General features: G+C 39.3%; 23 protein-coding genes. 22 read left to right on the top strand and 1 reads right to left on the bottom strand.

The window, feature by feature from the left end; all coding sequences use genetic code 11:
* The first annotated feature begins 513 nt into the window (after window positions 1–513).
* From ACFPRA_RS22740 to ACFPRA_RS22635, 22 genes are all read left to right on the top strand, one after another.
* Window positions 514–975 carry a metal-dependent hydrolase gene (locus ACFPRA_RS22740; protein ID WP_381439837.1) on the top strand — a complete coding sequence of 154 codons (462 nt, stop codon included), beginning with the start codon at window positions 514–516 and terminating at the stop codon, window positions 973–975.
* A 52-nt stretch (window positions 976–1,027) separates the two neighbouring features.
* The gene (locus tag ACFPRA_RS22735) at window positions 1,028–1,432 is read left to right on the top strand and encodes a hypothetical protein (RefSeq protein ID WP_381439835.1); all 405 of its coding nucleotides are present in this window, start codon (window positions 1,028–1,030) and stop codon (window positions 1,430–1,432) included.
* Between the two features lie 267 nt (window positions 1,433–1,699).
* Entirely contained in the window at window positions 1,700–2,509 is an 810-nt protein-coding gene (locus ACFPRA_RS22730; RefSeq protein WP_381439832.1) for a hypothetical protein, read from the top strand.
* A 100-nt stretch (window positions 2,510–2,609) separates the two neighbouring features.
* On the top strand, window positions 2,610–3,671 hold the full coding sequence (locus ACFPRA_RS22725) for a ParM/StbA family protein (RefSeq protein WP_381439830.1): 1,062 nt from the start codon (window positions 2,610–2,612) through the stop codon (window positions 3,669–3,671).
* Between the two features lies 1 nt (window position 3,672).
* A complete protein-coding gene (locus ACFPRA_RS22720; RefSeq protein ID WP_381439828.1) occupies window positions 3,673–4,044 on the top strand; it encodes a hypothetical protein in 372 nt (123 codons plus the stop codon).
* Between the two features lie 20 nt (window positions 4,045–4,064).
* On the top strand, window positions 4,065–4,481 hold the full coding sequence (locus tag ACFPRA_RS22715) for a hypothetical protein (protein ID WP_381439825.1): 417 nt from the start codon (window positions 4,065–4,067) through the stop codon (window positions 4,479–4,481).
* Window positions 4,456–4,890: a DUF5348 domain-containing protein gene (locus ACFPRA_RS22710; RefSeq protein WP_381439823.1), complete on the top strand. Its 435-nt coding sequence runs from the start codon at window positions 4,456–4,458 to the stop codon at window positions 4,888–4,890. Before ACFPRA_RS22715 ends, ACFPRA_RS22710 begins: the two co-directional genes overlap by 26 nt.
* Before the next feature lie 29 nt (window positions 4,891–4,919).
* Window positions 4,920–5,618 carry a hypothetical protein gene (locus ACFPRA_RS22705; RefSeq protein WP_381439820.1) on the top strand — a complete coding sequence of 233 codons (699 nt, stop codon included), beginning with the start codon at window positions 4,920–4,922 and terminating at the stop codon, window positions 5,616–5,618.
* Window positions 5,619–5,646: 28 nt separating this feature from the next.
* Window positions 5,647–5,868 (top strand): hypothetical protein, encoded by a 222-nt coding sequence (locus ACFPRA_RS22700; RefSeq protein WP_381439818.1) that lies wholly within the window; start codon window positions 5,647–5,649, stop codon window positions 5,866–5,868.
* 41 nt (window positions 5,869–5,909) lie between these two features.
* Window positions 5,910–7,070: a conjugal transfer protein gene (locus tag ACFPRA_RS22695; RefSeq protein ID WP_381439816.1), complete on the top strand. Its 1,161-nt coding sequence runs from the start codon at window positions 5,910–5,912 to the stop codon at window positions 7,068–7,070.
* Between the two features lie 64 nt (window positions 7,071–7,134).
* The gene (locus tag ACFPRA_RS22690; RefSeq protein WP_381439813.1) at window positions 7,135–7,356 is read left to right on the top strand and encodes a hypothetical protein; all 222 of its coding nucleotides are present in this window, start codon (window positions 7,135–7,137) and stop codon (window positions 7,354–7,356) included.
* 76 nt (window positions 7,357–7,432) lie between these two features.
* Complete coding sequence (locus ACFPRA_RS22685) at window positions 7,433–8,761, top strand: TcpE family conjugal transfer membrane protein (RefSeq protein WP_381440015.1); 1,329 nt, start codon at window positions 7,433–7,435, stop codon at window positions 8,759–8,761.
* A 21-nt stretch (window positions 8,762–8,782) separates the two neighbouring features.
* Entirely contained in the window at window positions 8,783–10,045 is a 1,263-nt protein-coding gene (locus tag ACFPRA_RS22680) for a hypothetical protein (protein WP_381439810.1), read from the top strand.
* Window positions 10,046–10,121: 76 nt separating this feature from the next.
* Window positions 10,122–12,710, top strand: coding sequence for an ATP-binding protein (locus ACFPRA_RS22675; RefSeq protein ID WP_381439807.1), 2,589 nt, complete (start codon window positions 10,122–10,124; stop codon window positions 12,708–12,710).
* Window positions 12,711–12,742: 32 nt separating this feature from the next.
* A complete protein-coding gene (locus tag ACFPRA_RS22670; protein WP_381439805.1) occupies window positions 12,743–13,279 on the top strand; it encodes a hypothetical protein in 537 nt (178 codons plus the stop codon).
* 92 nt (window positions 13,280–13,371) lie between these two features.
* Window positions 13,372–15,861 carry a CD3337/EF1877 family mobilome membrane protein gene (locus tag ACFPRA_RS22665; RefSeq protein ID WP_381439803.1) on the top strand — a complete coding sequence of 830 codons (2,490 nt, stop codon included), beginning with the start codon at window positions 13,372–13,374 and terminating at the stop codon, window positions 15,859–15,861.
* A gap of 48 nt (window positions 15,862–15,909) precedes the next feature.
* Window positions 15,910–16,638, top strand: a complete 729-nt coding sequence (locus ACFPRA_RS22660; protein ID WP_381439800.1) for a hypothetical protein — start codon at window positions 15,910–15,912, stop codon at window positions 16,636–16,638.
* 52 nt (window positions 16,639–16,690) lie between these two features.
* Window positions 16,691–17,716 (top strand): peptidoglycan DD-metalloendopeptidase family protein, encoded by a 1,026-nt coding sequence (locus ACFPRA_RS22655; RefSeq protein WP_381439798.1) that lies wholly within the window; start codon window positions 16,691–16,693, stop codon window positions 17,714–17,716.
* Between the two features lie 282 nt (window positions 17,717–17,998).
* Window positions 17,999–18,700, top strand: a complete 702-nt coding sequence (locus ACFPRA_RS22650; RefSeq protein ID WP_381439796.1) for a hypothetical protein — start codon at window positions 17,999–18,001, stop codon at window positions 18,698–18,700.
* 270 nt (window positions 18,701–18,970) lie between these two features.
* Complete coding sequence (locus tag ACFPRA_RS22645) at window positions 18,971–20,020, top strand: replication-relaxation family protein (protein WP_381439794.1); 1,050 nt, start codon at window positions 18,971–18,973, stop codon at window positions 20,018–20,020.
* A gap of 117 nt (window positions 20,021–20,137) precedes the next feature.
* Window positions 20,138–20,305 (top strand): hypothetical protein, encoded by a 168-nt coding sequence (locus ACFPRA_RS22640; RefSeq protein WP_381439791.1) that lies wholly within the window; start codon window positions 20,138–20,140, stop codon window positions 20,303–20,305.
* Between the two features lie 5 nt (window positions 20,306–20,310).
* On the top strand, window positions 20,311–20,805 hold the full coding sequence (locus ACFPRA_RS22635; RefSeq protein ID WP_381439789.1) for a hypothetical protein: 495 nt from the start codon (window positions 20,311–20,313) through the stop codon (window positions 20,803–20,805).
* Window positions 20,806–20,982: 177 nt separating this feature from the next.
* Here ACFPRA_RS22635 and ACFPRA_RS22630 read toward each other — a convergent pair whose 3' ends face one another.
* A complete protein-coding gene (locus tag ACFPRA_RS22630) occupies window positions 20,983–21,375 on the bottom strand; it encodes a DUF1259 domain-containing protein (RefSeq protein ID WP_381439787.1) in 393 nt (130 codons plus the stop codon).
* Between the last annotated feature and the right edge of the window lie 53 nt (window positions 21,376–21,428).

Here is a 21,428-nt window from a genome sequence, read left to right as displayed (position 1 = left end):
TTATTGTTGATTTATAAGAGTTGTTGAATTTCTTTCAAGGGGTGTCGAAAAATTTCTACAGCCCAATTTTGATATTAAAGGGATAAGTGTGAAATGGGGGTGTAGAAGAATATCGACACTAGTGTTGAAAAATCCCCACACCCCAAAATGACCACAAACGTTGTTGTTATAGGGTTAAAGGGGATTTTCGCAATGGTGCCCTATCTCACTCTCTAATATACAAGTGTCGCGCATTCATCGCTCAATCAGTTTTTCGTTTATTAGGGGCCAGATGATCCTGTAATAGTGATCAGATTGGAAGGTGAATAATGGAAGTTCAGATTAACTCCATTTAGATTTTTAATCGCAGGAAAAAACCTGGGCTGAAAAAATAGATGGCTGACCAGCTGATTCATTTCAGCAGTTCAATTATCCAGCCCATGTTATTACCGTGTTAAATGAAAGGAGGAAATTTTAAATGATACGTATTGTTAAGGCGAAAATAAACAATAACTCAGAATTAATGGTCGGCTGATGGAATGGTCCACTCATGCTTTATCGGGAATGGTAATGGGCTATACAGTGACAGGTGGTGATTGGAGAGGTGCGGTCATTGGTGGAATTGCTGGGGTTATACCAGATCTTGATGAACCAAAATCAAAGTTCGGGAGGTTGTTTTTCTTCATATCCATTCCAATACATTTTGTATTCGGTCATCGTACATTTACGCATTCCATGCTGTTTTCATTATTGGCAGGGATTTTAATATATCCGTTTACAGGATGGTGGGCGGCTTTGTCAGTGTGTGCAGGAATACTTGCCCATATTGCGGGAGATATGTTGACAGGTAAAGTAAAGTTGTTCTATCCGTCGAATCGATCTGTAGGAATTTCAATTCCTTCAGGGATGTTCATGTTGATTGATTGTATTACCAGGAGTGTACTTATTCTGTATATCAGTTGGGCTATTCTAATAAAATATTTGTTGATTTTTTAGTTCGAGGTTGAAGCATATTAGACAAAAAATGTGAAGTAAATGAGGTGCTAAAATGAAAGAATACAGTAAAAGTTGTCCGAACTGTCAACGATTTAAACATGAAGACGAGGCTGTTTTTTGTATTGTGTGCGGGACAAAATTAAAAAATGGAGACCTTAGAAAGTTCTATTTAAGTTTGAAAGTTCCTGAACATAAAATTACATGGGAACGGAACCGTATTGGAAAGTTCCTAGGTTGTCCATTCTTTTTACGTAAAATTGACAACGCGAATCATTTGTTACAGGTGATAACTTTACATGAATTCCCCAAAGGGAATCAATCGTCCGTGAGACTGCCAGCTAGGTCTCGGGCAGCTGATTGGACTGAAGAAATTGTATTGACAAAGAATTTAATTCATGACTTATTAAATCAAGGTTTTGAATGGTTCCACGAATCGGAAATGGATACACTTTGGTAACTTTGTGTTGCAGTTTGACCACCAAGTGAAATGTTAATACGTAATTTAAAAGCAATAAGGCTACTGAATAACAAACAGTAGCCTTACGCACAGTCACCATTTGGTGTAGAAGAAGTATGAACAAGCTAGACATTCGATAAACATGGAGGTATTTGGCAGTTGACACATTAAGCGAAACAAAGGAGGCCACTGATTTTACAGTAGACTTCATCGGGGAAGCGAGTCATCTTTTCATCATTGATTTAGGAAGGATTTGACAAGGGAATCATGAATATCTTTGGAGAAACACCGAATGACTTAGTAAATATAAATGTATCAATTAAGGGTGAAGATTGTTTTAAGGGAGAGCTGGAAAATTCATACGTTTTAACAGATAGGATGGCTAGGATCTTACTAATGCTGTTTGTTGGTCAGACTATTATCACAAAACATCTGTTGACTTTTCAGTTTAGAAATGGAGCTAATAAAAAGGAGAGGTCTAAAATGACTCGAGAAGTATTTATTAAACCGAAACAGGCGCAGGCGATTAAACAGGCAATTAATACTAATGAAAGTAAATATTATAACAATAAATCGAAGTTGCTCTACGATTTTGCTCACTCGCATAAGAATCGCCAGATTTTGAATGGTGATTTAAAGTCAATGTCATTTGAAACACTTTATCAAGCATTAACTGTGGGTTTCAAAGTGGATTTTGAACATACAAATACAGTTGGAGATTGGGTCATTCTGAATAAAGATAACGAAAGAAAGGTCATTCAAATAGAATCGATTGAGTTAACTCCGGATGGTAAACCTTGCTCATTTAACAATCTTTACGGATTTGAACATATCGAAAAAGATGCTACAGCAGAAATGATAAGAATGGAAAAGAAACGATTGAACTGGCTCTTGATGAATCGTGAACCGGGAGAAATAAAAAATGGCGATGTAATTCAGCTGAACAACGGAAAGGTGTGGAAGGTAAGGAAGAAAAGAGAGGATGTTAGTCTTATGCTTGAAGAAGCTAATCGGCTTTATCGTGAAGGCGAAATCACAATGATTTACCCAAAAGGTGTTGGAGTATGGGTTCGATAAACAAGGAAACAGTAATTAACTTTTATCTTTTAGTAGCTCTTAAATAACTCAGAAAGGTATAACAATTCAAGAGCGCAGTAAAGCAAGGGAGGTAATGATTTTGTTAAACGTAGCAGTGGATTTAGGCTATGGATTCGTCAAAGCAATTTCTTCATCGGGAAAGAGGATCATCTTCCCATCACTGGTCGGGAAGGGGTATGACAGGGGGATTACAAACATCCTCGGGGATACACCGAATGATTTGTCTAATATGCATATATCCATTTTGAACGAAGAATATTTCATTGGTGAGCTCGCAAATGAATCACGCTCATTATCCCGTATTTTTGAACGCGAGAGGTTCAATCATGTTTATACACATATCTTACTGAATACGGCCATTCAGCTTGTAACTGAGGGCAGAGGTGGTTCGGTGAATCTGTCCACCGGTCTGCCCCTGGACTTCTATCAGGCTCAAGCAAAGAATTTTCAATCCTCCATTACAGGTGTCCAGTCCCAAATAGAATGGAAGTCTGGTCCGGTAGTGGATGGTGCTAGACAGGTGAATATCGAACGTGCTTTAGTATTTCCGCAAGGTGCTTCAGCGATCTTTTCAGCCTTGATCAATCACGACGGGAAATATACGTATCCACAATTCATGAGCCAGGGATCACTAATTGGATTAATTGACATCGGATTCAGAACCACCGACTTTGTCGTCGTTGAAATTCAGGAGAACGGTTCATTCATTCCGAAGGCGAAGTTATCGGGTACAGTGGATGACGGTGTGAACAATCTGTATAGGGATATCAGACAAGCCTATAAAACACAAACCGGTGGAGCAGATCTGAGTGAGCATTATATATCGAGGATTTTAAAAGATGGAAAGTTAACGTACAAAGGCAACCAGATTGATTTCAGCCACATTATCCAATCAAGTAAGAGGTCAATTGCAACAAATATTGTTGATCGTTTGAAAAACGTCTGGGCTGAAGAATCCGATTTGTTTGATTCAATTTTTTTGGCTGGTGGAGGTGGTGAACTCTTCGAGCCTTATATCCAGCCCCACTTTGATAATCGTCTATTGAAGATTACAGAAAGCCAATTTGCAAATGCAATCGGGTATTTGAGATTGGGGAAATCAGTATTCGACCAATTAAAACGTCGGAAATCAGTGATGTAATATGAAGGTAAATTGGGAAAAGCGTTATAGTTTTCGTTTGAAAGAGGAAGATGAGGAAATCTATAGCCTACTTGCAAAAGTACCGGATAGCAGGCGAAGTGAAACGATTCGTCAAATGCTCCGATTTGCTGCTCGAACAATATCGGATGGTCAAAAAGTGAATCAGGATAATCAACGTTTGCTGACCGAATTGAAATTGTTGAAAGACAATCTAGAGAAGCAGCATCGGGAGCTGCTAGAAAGAATTGATAGCAGTCTTGCTATGAGAGGGGGTCAACAAATAAGCAAGTCAGATGGCGAATCGACAATAACTGAACAAGCGATAGACGATAGCGCCAGTGCGATGCTGTCGTCTTTTGGTGTTGAATTTTAATCAACTCTGGAGGTGAAGAAATGCTTAGTACAAAGGAAGAGCTACGTAACCGTAAGAAGCAGAAATTCTTGAAAGTATGTGCAACGCTGAGGGTATGTGATTCCTGCATGTTTAAAGAATTGGTGATGATGGGTGATCGCTCAAATGATAGGGAGATGGTTGAATCGCTATGCGGTGGTTGTCCCAATTACAAAGAAATGCGTATCGTAGGCGACGAGCTATGGAAAATAGATACGAATATTGAAGCGATCCTTGAGAAAAGACAGGATATCACCACACATGAAATTATGACGTTGCTTAAAGAAGGGGTCCCGAAGAAGAGGATAAGGGAGGCGCTGGGGATGAAATCAGTAATCGAATTCAGAGAGTTTATTTCAATACTATCCCAAATAAGGACAGGAGAGTGTACAGATGAAAATATTAGAAGACACAATTAACTCTTATCTTGATGCTGAATATAAAATAAAACGTCTTTTATCAGACGCACAAAAACTGATGGAAAATATCAATGTCTATATTTTAACTGCTGATGAAATCCAAAAATATCATACACTATTTCAAGCCATGAAAGGGCTGGAAGATGCTTATTCTTCCATAGTTGATCTAAGCAGAAAGGTATTGATGGAGGGGTACTTGCAAAAGAATGAAAGGGATCGCTATGAACTATGTGGACAGGAATTAACAAGTGGTTCCTCAGTTGATGTATGGCGTGAAGACCCGGACATGAAGGACGGTGGTTATTATGTATCTTCTAGAATTGAACATCGAGGGGGAGACTACTACTGCGTAGATATGCCTTATATTAAGCTGGATGGGCTTAAGGCCCGATTCAGAACTTTACCTTAATGTGACTAATATGAAGGAGGTGAAAAAGAATGCGTATGGATCTGGAACAGACATATAAGACGGTCGTGATAAAAGAAATGTTCGAAGCCGAGTTAAGAGAACTTGAGAATTTCCAAGAAAAGTTGAATTGTGATAGGGCAGTAAGCAAACCAGCCATCTGCAAGTTGGTGAAAAGATCATTCATCTGGATGCCTATTTTCATGATTCTCGTGAATTATGTTCGCAATGGTATTGACCCCTTTATTTTTATCTATTTACCCGTGTTCCTGCTTTACACTGTCATCTACACGGGGGTCATTGTTTCATTCATTAGGATGTACAACACAGTCGTCAAATGCTTTCGTAAATCAAGAAAAGGCATTCTGGGAGAAGCAGCTTTCTATGAGCAAAATAAAATGGCTCTTTACGAAAATATTGAAACGATTGAGCGTGCATTGAAGAATAATTCGTCGATGATTCCAATGTATCGTTCAAAAGATGTTTTGGAACAGTTGATATCCTATAAGAAAGAAGGGAGAGCGAAAACAGACGAGGATGCAGTAGATATTTTTGAAAAAGAAGGTCCTTTCAGATGCAAGCCCGCATTTGTCAGCCCGAAAAAGCGCTTGGCTACATTAAAAAAACTTACATCAAAGTTTAGACGCCTTGTTCACTTTATAGGTGTGGTTGTGTTTGCATCTATGGTGATCAAAAGCATGAATCGACCTATTCATCGTAAGGTATGGTGACAGTCGACCTGCGAGAGGAGGTGAAAGAATGTTTAAACTCATTATCGGGACAATCCTGATGGTCTTCCTCATCGTCGTTATCGGCAGTTTATTGCTAGAACAGTTTCCTACGTTGATTCCTTTATGGGAAGAACTGAAAATGCATGTCGTTAATCTCTATGAATCGTCTCTCGTTAAATATGGAACGATAACCACATTAGTATTGATTGTCGCGATTTTTATCATGGTGGGAAGCTCGAAGAAATTTTGACGTGACATGGTGAGAAATACATGAAAAGGAGGTAACTAGTCTTGGGGAAGAGATTAAAAAGTTCTGGTATTCAAAAGGATGGTCTAATGAAAAGGGCAATTGAGATTTTCAAAAAGTCATCCGAAAATGAAAAAAGAAAAAAAGAAATAAAGATTCGTGAAAAGAAAAGCAGACCGAAAGGGTATCGGGCGAAGAGATTTGGCGCAATGACTTTCTGGATGCTTTTTTTATTTATGCTGTTAATTGTTTTTGTTAACGTATTTTCTTCTGATGGGATTTCGAGCGTTACGGACGATTCAATGGCAGGAAAGAACAAAGCCACATCTCCCGAAGGCATTGAATTTGCAAAGAGTTTTGTTGTCACTTATTTCAACTGGGATATCGAGAATGAAAAACGTAGTGAGCGAATAGGGAGACTTGGAACTTATCTTCCGGAAAAATTAAGTGAGAAAATCTTGATTGATAGCAAAAAGTGGAACTCAATGACCACACGTGAAAACATTGTTCTTATGGATGTCGAAGATTTAGAAGATGAAAAGTCTCGGATCACATTTAGGGCAAGGGTGATATTTGAAAATACCGTTCTTGAAAAAAAGGCGGAGAGCGAAGTTGCACCCAAACCTAAAAAGGTGAAGACGGCAAAGTATATTTCAGTACCTGTCTACTACGATGAAGTTGAAAATCGATTCATTGTATATGATTTGCCTAGTTTTTCATATGTGGATGAACAAGAAGCAAGAAAAAGCATTGATTCGGAAACAAATGGTTTGAAAACTGCAACTAGTGTTAGCAACCAAAATATAAATGCGTTCCTTGAGACTTTTTTTGAGGCCTATGCTAACGATCCAAAAGACAAGTTAACTTATATTGTTACCGATCCGATACACCAGAGTGGTCTCAGTAAGACGATGGACTTTGTTCGGTTGAAGAACACTGAAATCTTCGAAGGGAAAAGCATAAACGAAAATGTCGTTCAAACTGAAGTCGTCTTGGCTGACCCTGAAACAGGAATCGAATTTGCATCAAGTTACGTTCTGGTGTTGCTGGAGCAGGATAAACGATACACAGTTTTGCACATCAATAATAAAAAGTACATTGATGAGTTGAAAAATAAACAGAAGGAAGGGAGCGCTCAACAAGACGTTAGTGACGACCAGAAACCCTTGAATAAAGAAATAGAGCAAAATGATTCAGTTAAATAAGGTTGATTTCGGGATGCAGACATTCATGTCAGTGTTTTTTTTATTGCGAAGGGAGGTGAATCGAATGAGTTTGGAAGGTTTGTTTACATGGTTATCAGAGGAAATCAAATGGGCATTGTTCATTGTTCTTTTTATCGCATTGATTGTGACGGCATTCAAAAGAGCGTGGATTGCGATGATAGGGGTGATCATCGGTCTTGCATTTATCGGAATCTTCATTGTGAATCCTGATATACTGATTAACATTTCTGAGTTCTTTGCTGAAAAATTAAATCTGGGCAACTAACAATACACATTTTCTCTTACTGCAAGGGGGGATATATTCATCTCCTTGCGATTCCTTTGGAAGTTTAGGCTTGGGGGTGAAAATCATAAACAGGATACCTTTGTATGTGCTCAACAACTTCATTCGTTTTGAGAGGCAACTCTACCAAGTCTTTGGATTGGAATTGGGTAGGCCTTTGCGATTGAAAGCGGTTATGTATTTCTTTGCAATTGCCATAGTGGAGGCCACACTATATTTTACACCAGGCATTGGTCAACTTATCAATTGGATACCAGTTGGGGTTTTGATTATTATTCCGATTGGACTTGCTTGGCTGCTTGCGGATGTTGGAACGGAAGGAAGATCGCCTGTACACTTCTTTCGTTCTTTTATTTTGTATCAAGCGAGGAGGTTGAAAGATAGCTCCCTTTTTAGGGGGCGAGAAGTGGAAAGAGAAAGGGAATATCAATTTCATAACTATTACACCTATAATAGACCGCTGGTGAAAAATAATTATTCTGCTGATGCGTATTCGGAAATTGAAAAAGAGCATGAAAAAGTTATGGAGTACCTTGCCCGTATTGCTACCAGGAAAGGGCCAGAGAACGATGAAAGAGGGGTGGGGATGGAAGTGAATGATGAAACAATTCCGAAGTCGGAAGAAACCAAACAGGAGAAACCATTGCAAAAACAATCGAATCCGTTCAAAAATCAACTGAATCAAAAGCCGGTTGCAACTATAGGTTTGATTATTCTTTTAACAAGCGCCTTGAGCATTTTTCTGGTTTTTGCGATTCTCCATGTGATGAATAACTTTGAATTTGGAAAGGCAAATGCCATTGCTAACGATGCCATGACAGTCATAAATGGACAAATGGAAGACGACAAAAATCATGTGATTACCCTTGAGAAAAATCTAGTTGCAGGATTGCGAGCCGCGTCTATTCAGAAGTATTCCGTTGCTGTTGAACATTTCGATAATCTGGATTTCGACACGCTTGAAAAATCTGATCGTCATGCTGTGCTGTTCACTTATCTAATGTCCGACAATGCTCAAAAAGCATTAGATCATGCACCAGAATTCGATAACTCCATCGTTAAGTTCTTACTTGCCAAGAACGAGAACGAACAATTGAAGATATTAGAAACAGATTCTGAATTGATTGCCTTTGAAGTTGCTGTTTTAGATAAGGAATATAAAAAAATTATCGAATATCAATCTGCTGAAAGAATGGAGATAGATGAAAGAAGAGCGCGCCTCATTGCGGATGCCTATTTAGCATTGGATCAAATAGAAGAAGCCCTTGATTTCGCAGACGGGATGAATGATAATGCGCTCCGTTCTTATATCAAAACAAAAGCTGAAGAAAAGCACCCTACGACAAAGGATGAAAAAGTAGATGATGAATCTAGTGGAAAAGCGTAAAAAATTGAAGGAGGAATTTACTTGACTAATGAAAATAAAGACATGAAGAAAAAAGCAACAGTGGTCGGGGCAATTGCCCTGTCAGCTGTTTTAGCGGGGGGCATTGGGTACACAAGTTACAATCTACTTAAAGATAAAGCTAATGAGCAGACCGGTGAAGAAGTGAAATCCAATAATATTGAAGAAACTGAAACCCTGCAAACAAAAGTAATTCCGCTAAAATTTGAAGATGAACTTGATTACCTAATTACAACTGCCATCGAAATCAAGGTACCAATTCAGAATCTTTTTGATGAAAAAGACGACTATTCAGATTTAGAAAATGCTATTGCAAACGCCGAAAAATACCAGGTGAAAAACCACGCATTTTTTGAAGAAGAAGACGAATTCAAAGAATTAAATGAATCGTTTGTTACGGTAGCTACTGAAAAGAAAAAAGTGGTAAAGGAGAATGATGTAGCAGCTATAGAACCGGTTCCACTTGAACTAGCTGAAATTGACAAATTGGCAGAGGCACCTATACAGGTTGATGAACCGAAAAAGCCAGTATTCTTCGAAGATATAGTAGCAATTGCAAAGCCTAGCGAACCGATTTTACCGATTGTGCCGGGCAAACCTAGTCAACATGACCAACTATCTGAATCTATTGATCAAGGAACCCCGGGGCCAACCGAGCACGTAGAATCTATAAACCAAGAAACGCCAGCGAATCTAGTCCCGGTTATCTCGGATGAATCCAGTATCCCGGTACCAGTTGAACTGAATTATCCCGAGACATCAATAGAATCAAGCGATCCCGTTACACCCGATATACCAACCGAATCGGTCGAACCCATTGAAGATGAAAAGGATGGAAATCCTTCGAATCCGGAGAATACAGTAGCACCGGATGAAGAATCCGTTGAACCGGAAAATCCCACTGAACCATCAATACCAGAATATCCAATGGGAGAGAATCCGATAGAGCCATCCAACTCGGATGATGTAGTTACACCTGAAGAACCAACGACTCCAACTGATCAATCGGAATCGGAAATTCCATCGGAGCTTGTAGAACCTGAAAGTCCGACGGAATCAGAGAGAGGAATGAATCCTGAAATTTCACAAGAAACGATTGAACCAGAAGTTCCAACTGAACCAATTGTCCCTAAGGAACCTGTTGAAGCTGGGACACCTTTTGAACCTGAATTACCAGCAGAAGTAGTTGACTCGGTAGAACCTGCTGAACCCGAAGAAAATTCTGGTTTAGATGCCCCTAACCCTTTAGAGGATGGAAATCAATAATGTAATAGAAGAAAGAAGCTGTTAAATTTTCACAGCTTCTTTTTATCTATATCAAATAGTAGAGGAAGTGGTAAACGTGAAAATCGAGTTTCCTGTTAAGCATATCGAAAATAACATTATCTTCTCGCATGACGGAACTGTTTGGGCGTATTACAAAATTGATGGGTTCAACTATGACTTTTTGGATGATGATGAAAAGATTTTACCTTTTCAACAGCAAATGTCGTTCTTAACAAATGTTGGACTTGACCTGCATTATCTTGTTGTCCCTAACCCAACTAATATAAAAGGGATTTTGAACTCTACAATCGAAGAAATGAAGTTGAAAAGATATCCCCTGAAAGAGAATGGGATTCAATTTATAGAGCAAGCCAAAAAAGCACTTGAAAATGAAAGGGAATTGAATGAATCCAGTGAATATCATCATTATATCGGAATCCAATTGGACCCCGAGAAAAATAGATACGTTTCCGGTAATGCCGGAATTAATGCTTTAACGTCCGTTAAGAAATTCTTTGAAGGTTTCAGTTCACCACTTTATCAAGCAGTCGGATTGTATCCCGATGATATCTTACAAAGTCAGGTCAACGCATTCCAAAGCCAAGCGGTTTCCATTGAGTCCACAGTTGCCAATTCTTTTGGCTCACGTATCCAAAAAGTCACGACGGAAGAATTGGTATTCATTATTGAGAAAACGTTCAGCACGCGAAATAACAACACGGATGTTCAGCTTCGTACATCATATGGAATCGGAACCGCAGTTGAAGGTGTCGATAAGCAGGGGAATAAGCATAAAGCGATACGCAATAATAAAAAGGATTTCTTTGATTTGCAGAATACGAATATTAAAGAAATCGGTCCCAAGACATTGCTATTAAGTCGAATCACAGATACTAATGACATCGAAAATCTTTACTGCCAATACCTGTCCATTGAGTATATAGACGATGTACAACATCATCCCGGAAGCGAATGGCTCTATCGAATCCAATTAAGAATGCCGTTCCCATTGACCGTTTCAATACGTGCAGAGAACCAACCAAACGAAATCATTAAGAAGAAATTGACGAATGCTAAACTAGAATTCAGGGACCAACGAAAGGAGGCTGAAAAAGGGGGGCAAGACGTTGACATGAGCGTGGATGTCTCCCAAAACGGGACCATACAGATGGAAAACTATTTCAAACAAACAGGGTTTCCCGGTTTTGCCTGTTCATTTATCTTTAAAGTGACCGCTGAATCGGAAGAGCAATTGAAAACTAGAGTAGGCTTATTACGGAACGAATTATCCAAGTTCGGTTTGAAAATAGTTGCTCCTTACGGTGAACAGCTTCACTTTTTATTGGAATCAATTCCAGGCTCGAAAAAATATCATGATGATTATAAGATGGAAGTGGCACCCGGTGTATTGGCAGGTATGATGTTTGGGGCTACAACGAATATCGGTGATAATCGAGGATTTTATATCGGTCATACTTCACAGTTTTCAAAACCGGTTTTTATCCAGCCCGACTTAGCCGCTAAGGCATTTGATGGATTAGGAAACGTTGTGGATTCAATATCAGTCCTTGTAGCTGGAATGACTGGACGAGGAAAGTCTTTCTTCATGAACTTGTTCATTTATCTTTCGACGCTAACCGGTTCAAAGGGCTTGATTATTGATCCTAAAGGAGACCGAACAGGATGGGATAAGGGGCTTCCGTTCATACCGAAAGAGTTTATTGAAGTATGGACACTTGGCTCTGATCCTGACGATGCGGGATCACTCGACCCATTTAGAACGAGTACGAGCATTGAGGAAGCCAAAGATATAACAATGGATATTCTTTCGTATCTAGCAAATATCACCCTGAATGAAGATGCCTACAATATTTTGAGCGAAGCAGTGGAGGAAGTATCTAATAAGGAAGACCCTTGCATCGGGCGTGTTTTAATCTATCTCCACGACTTGTACGAGAATCGTCCTGAGGGTATGTCCGATAAACGCTATGAAACACTGGAAAGGTTGAGAGGTACTTTAGAGACTTTGAAACGAAACCAGTTGTCCATGTTGCTGTTTGGTGAGGTTGGCCAAAATTTCAAAGTGCTAGAGCATGATAAACCAATTCAGGTACTTATGATTCAGAACCTAAATCTGCCTTCATCAAAGGAGAAGAAGAAGGATAGAACGATCCATAAGATTTCCGAAGCAATCATGATTTCTATCACAGCTTGGACAAAGCAATACATGTTCAAAGGCGATAGGGGGACACATAAATTTATCTTACAAGATGAAGCAAGTGCCATCGAGCGAAGCCCTATAGGTGTTGAACTGATGGATTTCATTGTTCGTATGGGCCGTTTCTATAATACAACGCTGATGAAGGGTTCCCAGAACGCCTCTGACCATGGAAACGATGTTGCAAACATGGGGATGAAATTCAGTTTCGGATTACGTAAAACGAGTGAAGCGGAAGAGATGCTGGACTATCTTAACCTACCTAAGACAAATGCAAACATTAAAATCCTAAAAACATTGGATCGTGGAGAAGCACTGTTCCAAGATATTTATGGCCGTTCTGCTGTCGTAAAAATCAATCCTGTATTCGTTGAGTTATTGGATGCTTTCGATTCTTCAACATCGTCTGAAGCAGAACGAGAACGTGAAAAAGTAAGAGTAGTGTGATAACATAAAAAACATTGAAAGGGAGTGGTGATTTGTCTAAAAAAAGTATATGGGGATTCTTACTTCTACTAGCCATGACTGTTTTAATGGCAGCATGTACTTCTGAAAATGAAGCAGATGCAAATGAAAAAGCTGATGAAAAATTGAAGAGTTATGTGGATGTATTTGAAGAGACTGATGCAATTGCACATGATTTCATGGTTGTGAAGATTGAACAAAACTATCCCGAGGTTTTGAAATATATGTCTTCGAAAGGAACAGAAGAGTTAACGGATAAAGTTGGCGATTTATTAGATATCCATAGGCTTCCAGATGGATTTGCTGAACTTAATGATGTATATGAGTTAAGAAGATACGATAATCTTTATGCAGAAAATAAGGAAGAAATCGTGTACAGATATTCAAGATATAATGACAGGAATGTTCTAGTTAATGACTGGATAGTGCTACAACAAAACGAAGAGGGAGTATGGAAAGTAAGGTCTTATTTTGATATAAGGCCGGAAGCTTTAGATGACAGTAATTCCGAAAAAGGAATGGTGTTACATGAATTGCCTGATAAAGAATGAGTCTTTATAAAACTAAATATGGAAGGAGGTAAGTAACCCAGTTAGTAACCCATGCATTTGCATCGGGTTATTTTTTTATGGGTTGTAGGATTATGGGGGTTAAATATCAAAAGTTATTTTTTCTAATCATGATGTTACTTCTTTTTACAGGAACAGGATTTATCAGTTCAGGTAATGCGGAAAGTAATGAAAAACCTAGTAAGAAGACTGACATAATGGATATTATCACAGATCAGTATGGAGAGTTCAAAGAGGGTGGAAAGTCTTATTATCATTTAGATGCAGTCTCGGATAAAGACGTTGAATCCTATGATGAAGGGAAAAAGTTTTGGGCTGATACCTATGACAAGCTTTTTGGTTGGGCTGATGTTAAGGAAAATGTAGGAAACAAATTAAGTGAAATGGTCAATCTAGTCAATAACATCGTTCTTGATATTAACATGTTTTTAACCTATACCATGTTGGTCATGTATGACTTGGCGTATACTGCAGATTTCACCGAGAAAATCATTATTGAATTAGAATCACTTATGTCAAATATCACTGGTATATCTGGAGGGACATTTAGTATCGGAAACGGACTTTTCGGGAATCTGGTAAAACTGATTGCGGTTTTAGCAGGGGTATATGCGTTATATATATTCATTGTTAAACGAGCGTTCTTCGAATCGTTTTCTTCTGTGTTCCAAACAATAATTGCGTTCACAATTGCAATTCTTATGTTTGCGAACTACACTGCGCTTTTAACAGGTGCGAACAAGATTACGACTGACCTTAGTGGTTTTGTTGTGAGTTTACCGAGTCACTCAAGTGGTTCGGAATCGCATATAGAAGATCCAAGAATGAAAATGAAGGATAGTATATGGGGAATGTTTGTTGATAGACCATATTTATATATGCAATATGGAACTCACGATGTTGAGGTTCTTGGAGATGGAGATAGGGAAAGGGGAGTTAGGCGTGTCAAAAATATATTAAAGGAGCCGATAGGTGAGAGTAGATTAACAAAGGTAATTGAAGAAGAAGCTTCCCAAATAACTTACGACAATAACATGATGAAATATTCAGCAGTAAATAGCCGTTTAGCATTCTCCTATTTCTACATGATGATTAATGGGATTGTATCCTTCCCTATTTATCTATTGTCACTCTGTTTGATACTATTTCAGTTTTGGTTCATGGTCATAGCTGCGCTTGCTCCATTTGCTTTGCTAATCGCAGCTATTCCGGGTCAGTTTAATGTTATGAAACGATATTTCATTGAATTGGGTATCCCTTTGGCCTTGAAAATATTCGTATCCTTCATAGCTTTAATCGTATTTGTAATTTCGGACATCATTTATGCCGGAGATTTCAAATCAATTACTGGAGGGTCTAATCCCTTCTATAGTTTTGTAGGTGCTGCAACCTTCAACCTGCTATTGTTTGGAACAATCTTTATCCTAAGGAAGAGAATCAAGGATATCTTTTCTTCAGGATCAAATGCCATTAGAGAACTTAGGGAAAGTTCAGGAACATTTAATGCTCCATTTAAAAAGGGAATGCAAAATGTTGCTACAGTTGGTGGTGCAGTTGCCGGTGGTCTTGCTGGCGGTCCAGCTGGTGCAATGACAGGTGCAGCAATAGGAGGTTCAATTGGTAGGGTAGCAACTGGTGAGGGTGGTATCAGTGATATTGCTGGTTCAGCAGTGAAGGCTCAGCATCTTGCCCATTTAAGTAAAATGTCACAATCTGATAAAGCAACTAATTTATCCGGTCTGGATAAAAGTAAACTTGATAAATTCTTGGATGATAAAAATCTTACACCCGAGATGAAGAAAGAAACGATGGAAGCATTCGAGAAGGCTGGCATCAATCATTTGTCGGATGATGAACTAACCGAACAATTCGAGCAGATTAGTGGTCAAGGTGACCTGGAAGGCAATTTTGCTGAATCATTTGCGAAAGGTGTTTCGAATAACAGAAAGAACAAAGCGGTCGAATTGGAGAAAGATTTATTGTTTCCTGGTAGAGCGCAACAGCGGAAACAAACAAAAGCTGTTTTGTCTGATACGGGAATGTCACCTGAAATGGTGGATGCAACAATGAACGCCTTGGATAGACATGGACTGCAAGATGTAAGCAGTAAGGAATTGCATACACAGCATCATAAATTAAAAGGGCAAGGCAATCTGTCAGAAGGATATGCAGAATCATTTGCGAAAGGCATATTCGATGAAAGAAAGTCCATCCAATTGCAGAAGGAAAAACGGGATGTTTACGGTGAAGTGGAATATGAACTTCACATGAATAAAACGATGATCACGAACGAACTTGCGAATAAAGGTTTACCTCCAGAAATGATAAATCAAACATTGGATACGTTGAAATCTCATGGTATTGATAACCTTAGTCAAAGTGAAATGAAGCGCCATTTCGATATAGTCGTCGAAAAAGCAGAGCAGGGTGAATGGAAAACCGGATTTGCAAACACATTCGTTAGTAATATCGAAAATGAGAGAAATGCCATCGAATTGGAGAAGGAACGCAAAGCCCTATTGAAAGGAAATAATCTTAAATCCTTTGATGAAATTCCAAAATAGAACTTATCTCTGTCAGTCTGTAAATTTAAGAAGGAGTTGATATTTTTAGTGAGTGAACAAACAAAACGGATATTGATGATGAGCGTGATAGGTCTCTCTGTCACGCTTTTAATATTGGGTTTCATTGTAGGGATCGTTGACAAAGCAAAGGAGAAAAAAACGGAAGAACTAGCAGTTGAACAATCATCGACCAATGAAAAAGATGCCGTTTGGCAATATACCCCAAAGGATGAAAAAGAGGGACGGGATGATCTAGAAGATGAAACGGTCTCTAATCAATTAAAAAGCGATGCTGATACCACTGAAGATCCTACCAAGAACTATTTGAAGGTACCGGATGACGCTCCAAAGAACCCAAGGCAAATTGACATGTTTTCGCAAAAGTATTTGAAAGAGACCAACGCACTCGCTAAAGACTTCGTCACTAAGTTCCATGAGTTCGACAGAGAGAATCCTACTGATTATTTGGATACGGTCGAAGGAGTATTGGTGCAAAGTCATATTGATTACCTTAGGAAAAGCAAAGCCGAAAAGATTGAAGGAATGAAAGACGTTGAAGATATCGTTTCCCGAAAAGTTCTTTCAGTGGAAATCAAAGAGCCTGCTGCGCCGACTTTGATTGCTATTTCATGGGATGGTGTTGTTGTAAGTGACGTGGTGGATAACAATGGTCAGACCAGAACGGATACGGATGTTTACAGCATGATGTTCGAAAAGGATAGCAATGGCCAATTTCAAGTCACGGATTACTATTTAAATTATGACCAAAAAAGATAGAGGGGAGGGGACGAACAAAACCTCTTTAGGGGAAGGAGTTCGTTGGGAGCCTATGAAAAAGTTGCTATGGATTGTACCGGTTTTAGCCAGCCCTGGTCTGCTTCTTCTGTTTTCCATACTCGCCCTTTTCCTCTTCTTTGCTGTATTCATAATCTTTACTGAAGAGGATGATGGGAGATGGAATTTTGCAGGAGGTGCTGTTTGTCGACCTGCTGGTGAAATCAGTGAGGAATTGTTCTCTTCACAATTCATTAATGCAGGGAAATTTACAGGCAAAGGATCTGTTTTTATTGAGGTTGCTGACAAATATGGTATTGATCCAGTATTGATGGCTGCTGTCGCATTTCATGAAACGGGTTCGGGGACTTCAGCTGCTGTCATGTTAAAAAATAATCCGGGTGGTTTAATGGACCCTGCAACCGGTAGCCGATTTTTATTTTCTTTTGCAACCATCGAAGAGGGAATAGAGGCAATGGGGAAGACGTTGCATAATCGAATTATAAAAGATGGTTTGATTACGATTTCCGATTTAGGTAGCGCATACGCACCCATTGGAGCTGATAATGATCCAACTGGATTGAATAAACATTGGGTGCCTGCTGTAACAAAATTTGTTGCTCAATTCGGTGGTTTGACGATGAACTGTGAAGCACACGTTGTTGGAGATTGGATGATACCTTTAATGTCAGGAATTCGAATTACCAGTCCATTCGGCTATCGAATTCACCCTGTTTACGGGGATTTAAGATTGCATACCGGAGTGGATCTTGCGTGTACAAATGGAGACCCTATACTTGCAGCTCAAAGTGGAAATGTCATTTTTGCTTCAGGTAACGGTTGGTCAAATGGTTACGGACTGCATGTAATGATCAATCATGGTGAGGTGACTACGCTTTACGCTCATATGAATTCCGTAAAGGTAAGTATCAATAATACGGTATCGCAAGGGGACGTAATCGGTACATGTGGTTCGACTGGAACTTCGACCGGGAACCATTTGCATTTCGAGATAATTCGTGCGGGTGTTAGAGAAGATCCCATGCCGTATATCACTGAGTATCAGCCGGTAGTTGATTAGTAAAACATGAAAAATGACTTGTCCGACGAAAATGTCCTGTGAAAGTATTGATACAACAGTGTTTCTAGTCAGGAGCGTCAGACGTGATGCAAAATGGGTGTCGGACGTAATATATAGCTTCATTCGTTGATATTAATAGGTTTGTGTTTCCTAACGTCTGACATTGGGCTCATTGCAATTCTGAAATCATATTAACGTCCGACGTTAGGTATTTAGATTGTTGTTGTAGGAGTGGTTTGTATGGGGAAACAACGTCCCTGAAATGAGAAAGGAATGAAGTTTATGGATTCAGAAAAGACTTTACTTTTTAAGCAACTGAAGAATATCGAGGAGATGAAAGTTTACTTGATGTCACGTATCAACGGCATTGGAGAAAACGAGGAGGCGATTAAACGAACATCGGTATTCCCTATGGCAAAGGTAAAGCCAATGATTGTTGATGGGTACCCAGTTTTTCAATTCTCTTATGAAGGAGCATTGCCTCTATATAAGGAAGCAGACAGAGATTATCTCGGAATGATCAGACACTATTATTTTCGAGCAACCCTTGATGCGTATGATTTCTCTAATGTGGATATCCAGTTCGACCGGTCTGTAATTATCATCGCTCAGCATTATGAGAATAAAATCATTCGTGATTTGGATAATCGGAATAGGAAGCTTATCCAAGATGCAATACGGCATACTGGACTGATTGGGGATGATAGCTGGTGGCGCGTATGGAACGTTGATATAGGCTTTCTCGATCCACGGGGAAATCACGTGCAGGTATATGTCGTGTCACAGGAGCATTTTGCAGAGTTTATCACGGTTCTACAGAGGCAACATTTTCACTTGGCATGTATACCCGAAGTCACTATCAAGGAAAAGATATTGAATAAATACAAAGCTGAAATCGAGCAAAGAGATGTTGAAAATGATAGGAAGTATGAAGATAGAAATGACCAATTATCGGAGGATTCTTCTAAGGAATTTTGGGACTGACTGTATTTGCTGACTTCATGTGTTGGACCCAGCAAAATAACGCGATTTTCGGGTGCAATATAAGAATTCTTTTTAAATCTTAATATTGTACCCAATAGGGAAGTAATATTGTACCCGTCATTTCGGAGTGAATCACAGGGATAGAATGGCTTTATTGAAAAATAGCCGAATTGTACAAATTGAGGAGGTTTAGTTGAGGCAATTCGTAACACCGTGTAGAAGTGACCGAAAATAAACAGCCTCCACGAATAAACGAAGGGAGATGAATGCATGTCGCGGGCCAATAAAAAACAGGTTGTGAAGGTTCTGCAACCTCTTGATGTTGCGATACTAAAAGGACTCTACGAATACCGTGCATTGAGTACGGAGCAGATCATGCGACGCTACGAACTGTCACGGTGGTACACGTACAAAAAACTACGAATCTTGCGTAATTCCAGATTGATAAGCACGCATCCAATCAGCGGTTACCTAGTGAATCAGAAAAGACAAGGCTCCTATCACCGAATCAGTGAAATCGGCATTTCCTGCTTGCGAGAGCAGGGGGTGCCTGTTGAACGGCGAGCGGATCAGTTACGAGTAAACATTCGTCACTTGCCGTTCCTCTTATCGACAAATGACGTCATGATTGATTTGGAAACATACGGATGGGAAATGAAGGATAGCAGGAGCGTAAAGGAGAAATTTGAACTGAACCGTGGTGCAAACGTACAGGGAATGCTGAAAAGTCCACGGGGCACAGAATACCTCTTCTACACGTTCCTACATGGCGTGGGGATGAAGAATCTCATGAAAGTATCCAAGGAACTGATGGACGTTAGCAATCCAAACTACATTCTCTTCGCCAAGAGCGCAGCAAGTTACATGAAAATCGTTGAGCATCTATCAACCAATGTATCTGTGATCGTCCAATGTCAAAGTCTAAAAGTATTCCCTTACACATTCGCCAAGTACTATTTGCGACATTTCGAGGATGAAAGTAACGTCATGAAGTTTCTCGAAGACTACGAAATCTACGATCTGTCCTTCAAAACGGATTTTAAAGATACCAGAAAGAAAAAATACGATGGCTTGGAGCGAATCGTCCGGCACGAAGGGGAAGAAAAGTATCTCATTAATCTGCTCGACACCGATTTGGTCAAAATATATAATATCCGGCAATATCGCAAAGAAATGTATGAATTGGATGGTCGAAAAGTGCTTGTAATCACCACTCCAATGACCCGGCACACACATGAACAGTTATTAGGAGAGATTCGTCACATCGATTACCTTGAAATTGATTCCGGGGATCTTATCGATTACCTGTCGGCAATTTAATTTTCCTTCTATTTATAACCTGTCCTTTGAAACACGTTTTGTATTTATAGCAACTAAATCATGAAAGGGGAAAATACCATACAAACCAATAATCAAATCATTCAGGAGATTTTGGAAATGACAAAATTGACCGCCCATGAAATTGGGCTTAATAAAGAAATTGCCGCACATCTTGGTGAAAAACAGCAGCGCAGGATGTATCGGACCATGCGGAAGTTCTTAGCCGATGAACTCGTTTTCGTGTTGAATATGGAAGTGTCAAGTGCCCGAAGCAGAAAGGGTTGATTCAATTGCAAGTTTTAATCGTGGCGATTAGTTTTCTAACAGCAGCATTGGGCGCTACAGCCATGTACAATGCTGTCTATATCCCATCTGCAAAGATCGTCCTGTTTTTGGGGCTGACGACTATTGCCATCTATTTCATCGTCAAACGTCTTCAACAACGGAAAAATAAGAGACTGGATAGGTTAATGTCGTTCTCAATTACCCTATTCGCGTCCATGTTATTATCAAGTCTTGTACATTCAGCGTGGGATATGGAAAAATTCCTCTCTCGGTTAACGATGATGAAAATAACTTTGGTGCTGCTCGTGATAATTGCTGTTTATTTAAACATCGTCTTCATCCGGGCAGAAATATCGTACAAAAAAAAGCGTGGGAACCAACGAATCGAAGAACAGCCGAACAAAAGCTATTTTGAAAAACGGAAAGAGGAAAAGGAGAGAATTCAGCGGGGAGACGTTAGAATCGTTTTGGGTGCTTCAACTGATACTAATGATAATTGAGTGAAGATTGAAATTATAATATCAAGGGAGTGAAACTTCACAGCTCGAAATATAAATCGCAAAAAGCCCGCCAATTTTATTCAATCAGCAGGCTCAATCACAGTCATTTCGTGATTATCGACGATTTTAGAATAATTAGAAATTGGGAAAGAGTAAAGTCATGTAGTACTTTTTATGTTAATGCCTCAATACACTAAAAGCTTCTGCAAATTTTCTAGCGAAAGAAAGTGGAGGCTCAACAGATTGGATATGAACATATAGAATTGTTGGGTTAGTGAAGATCCAATGATTATGAATTGCGCTTACGATTAAACCGTTTATTGCGAGAGCATAAACAAAATTGGGTAATTCTTCTTGCAGAACTACTACTTCTGCAAGATTTAGTGCATTTCCTTGAGAATCCAGTGATTCAAATGTCATTCCGGCTGGAAGCGCACTTTTACTTTCGCGGCCTTGGATTGTCACGTGAAGATTGCGACCTATTTCCACGGTGCAAATGCCTTGTTCTATTTTAGGCTTTCCGTTAACAATGTGAGCATATTGATGGCAAAGATTCTGTACGTGTTCCATTTAGAGACACCTCTATTTTTTCTATAGTTTATGAAGGATAGAGGATACTTAGT

It is taken from the genome of Sporosarcina soli (genome assembly GCF_042655805.1).
Taxonomy (GTDB): Bacteria; Bacillota; Bacilli; order Bacillales_A; family Planococcaceae; genus Sporosarcina; species Sporosarcina soli.
This window is presented reverse-complemented; position numbering and strand designations above follow the sequence as displayed.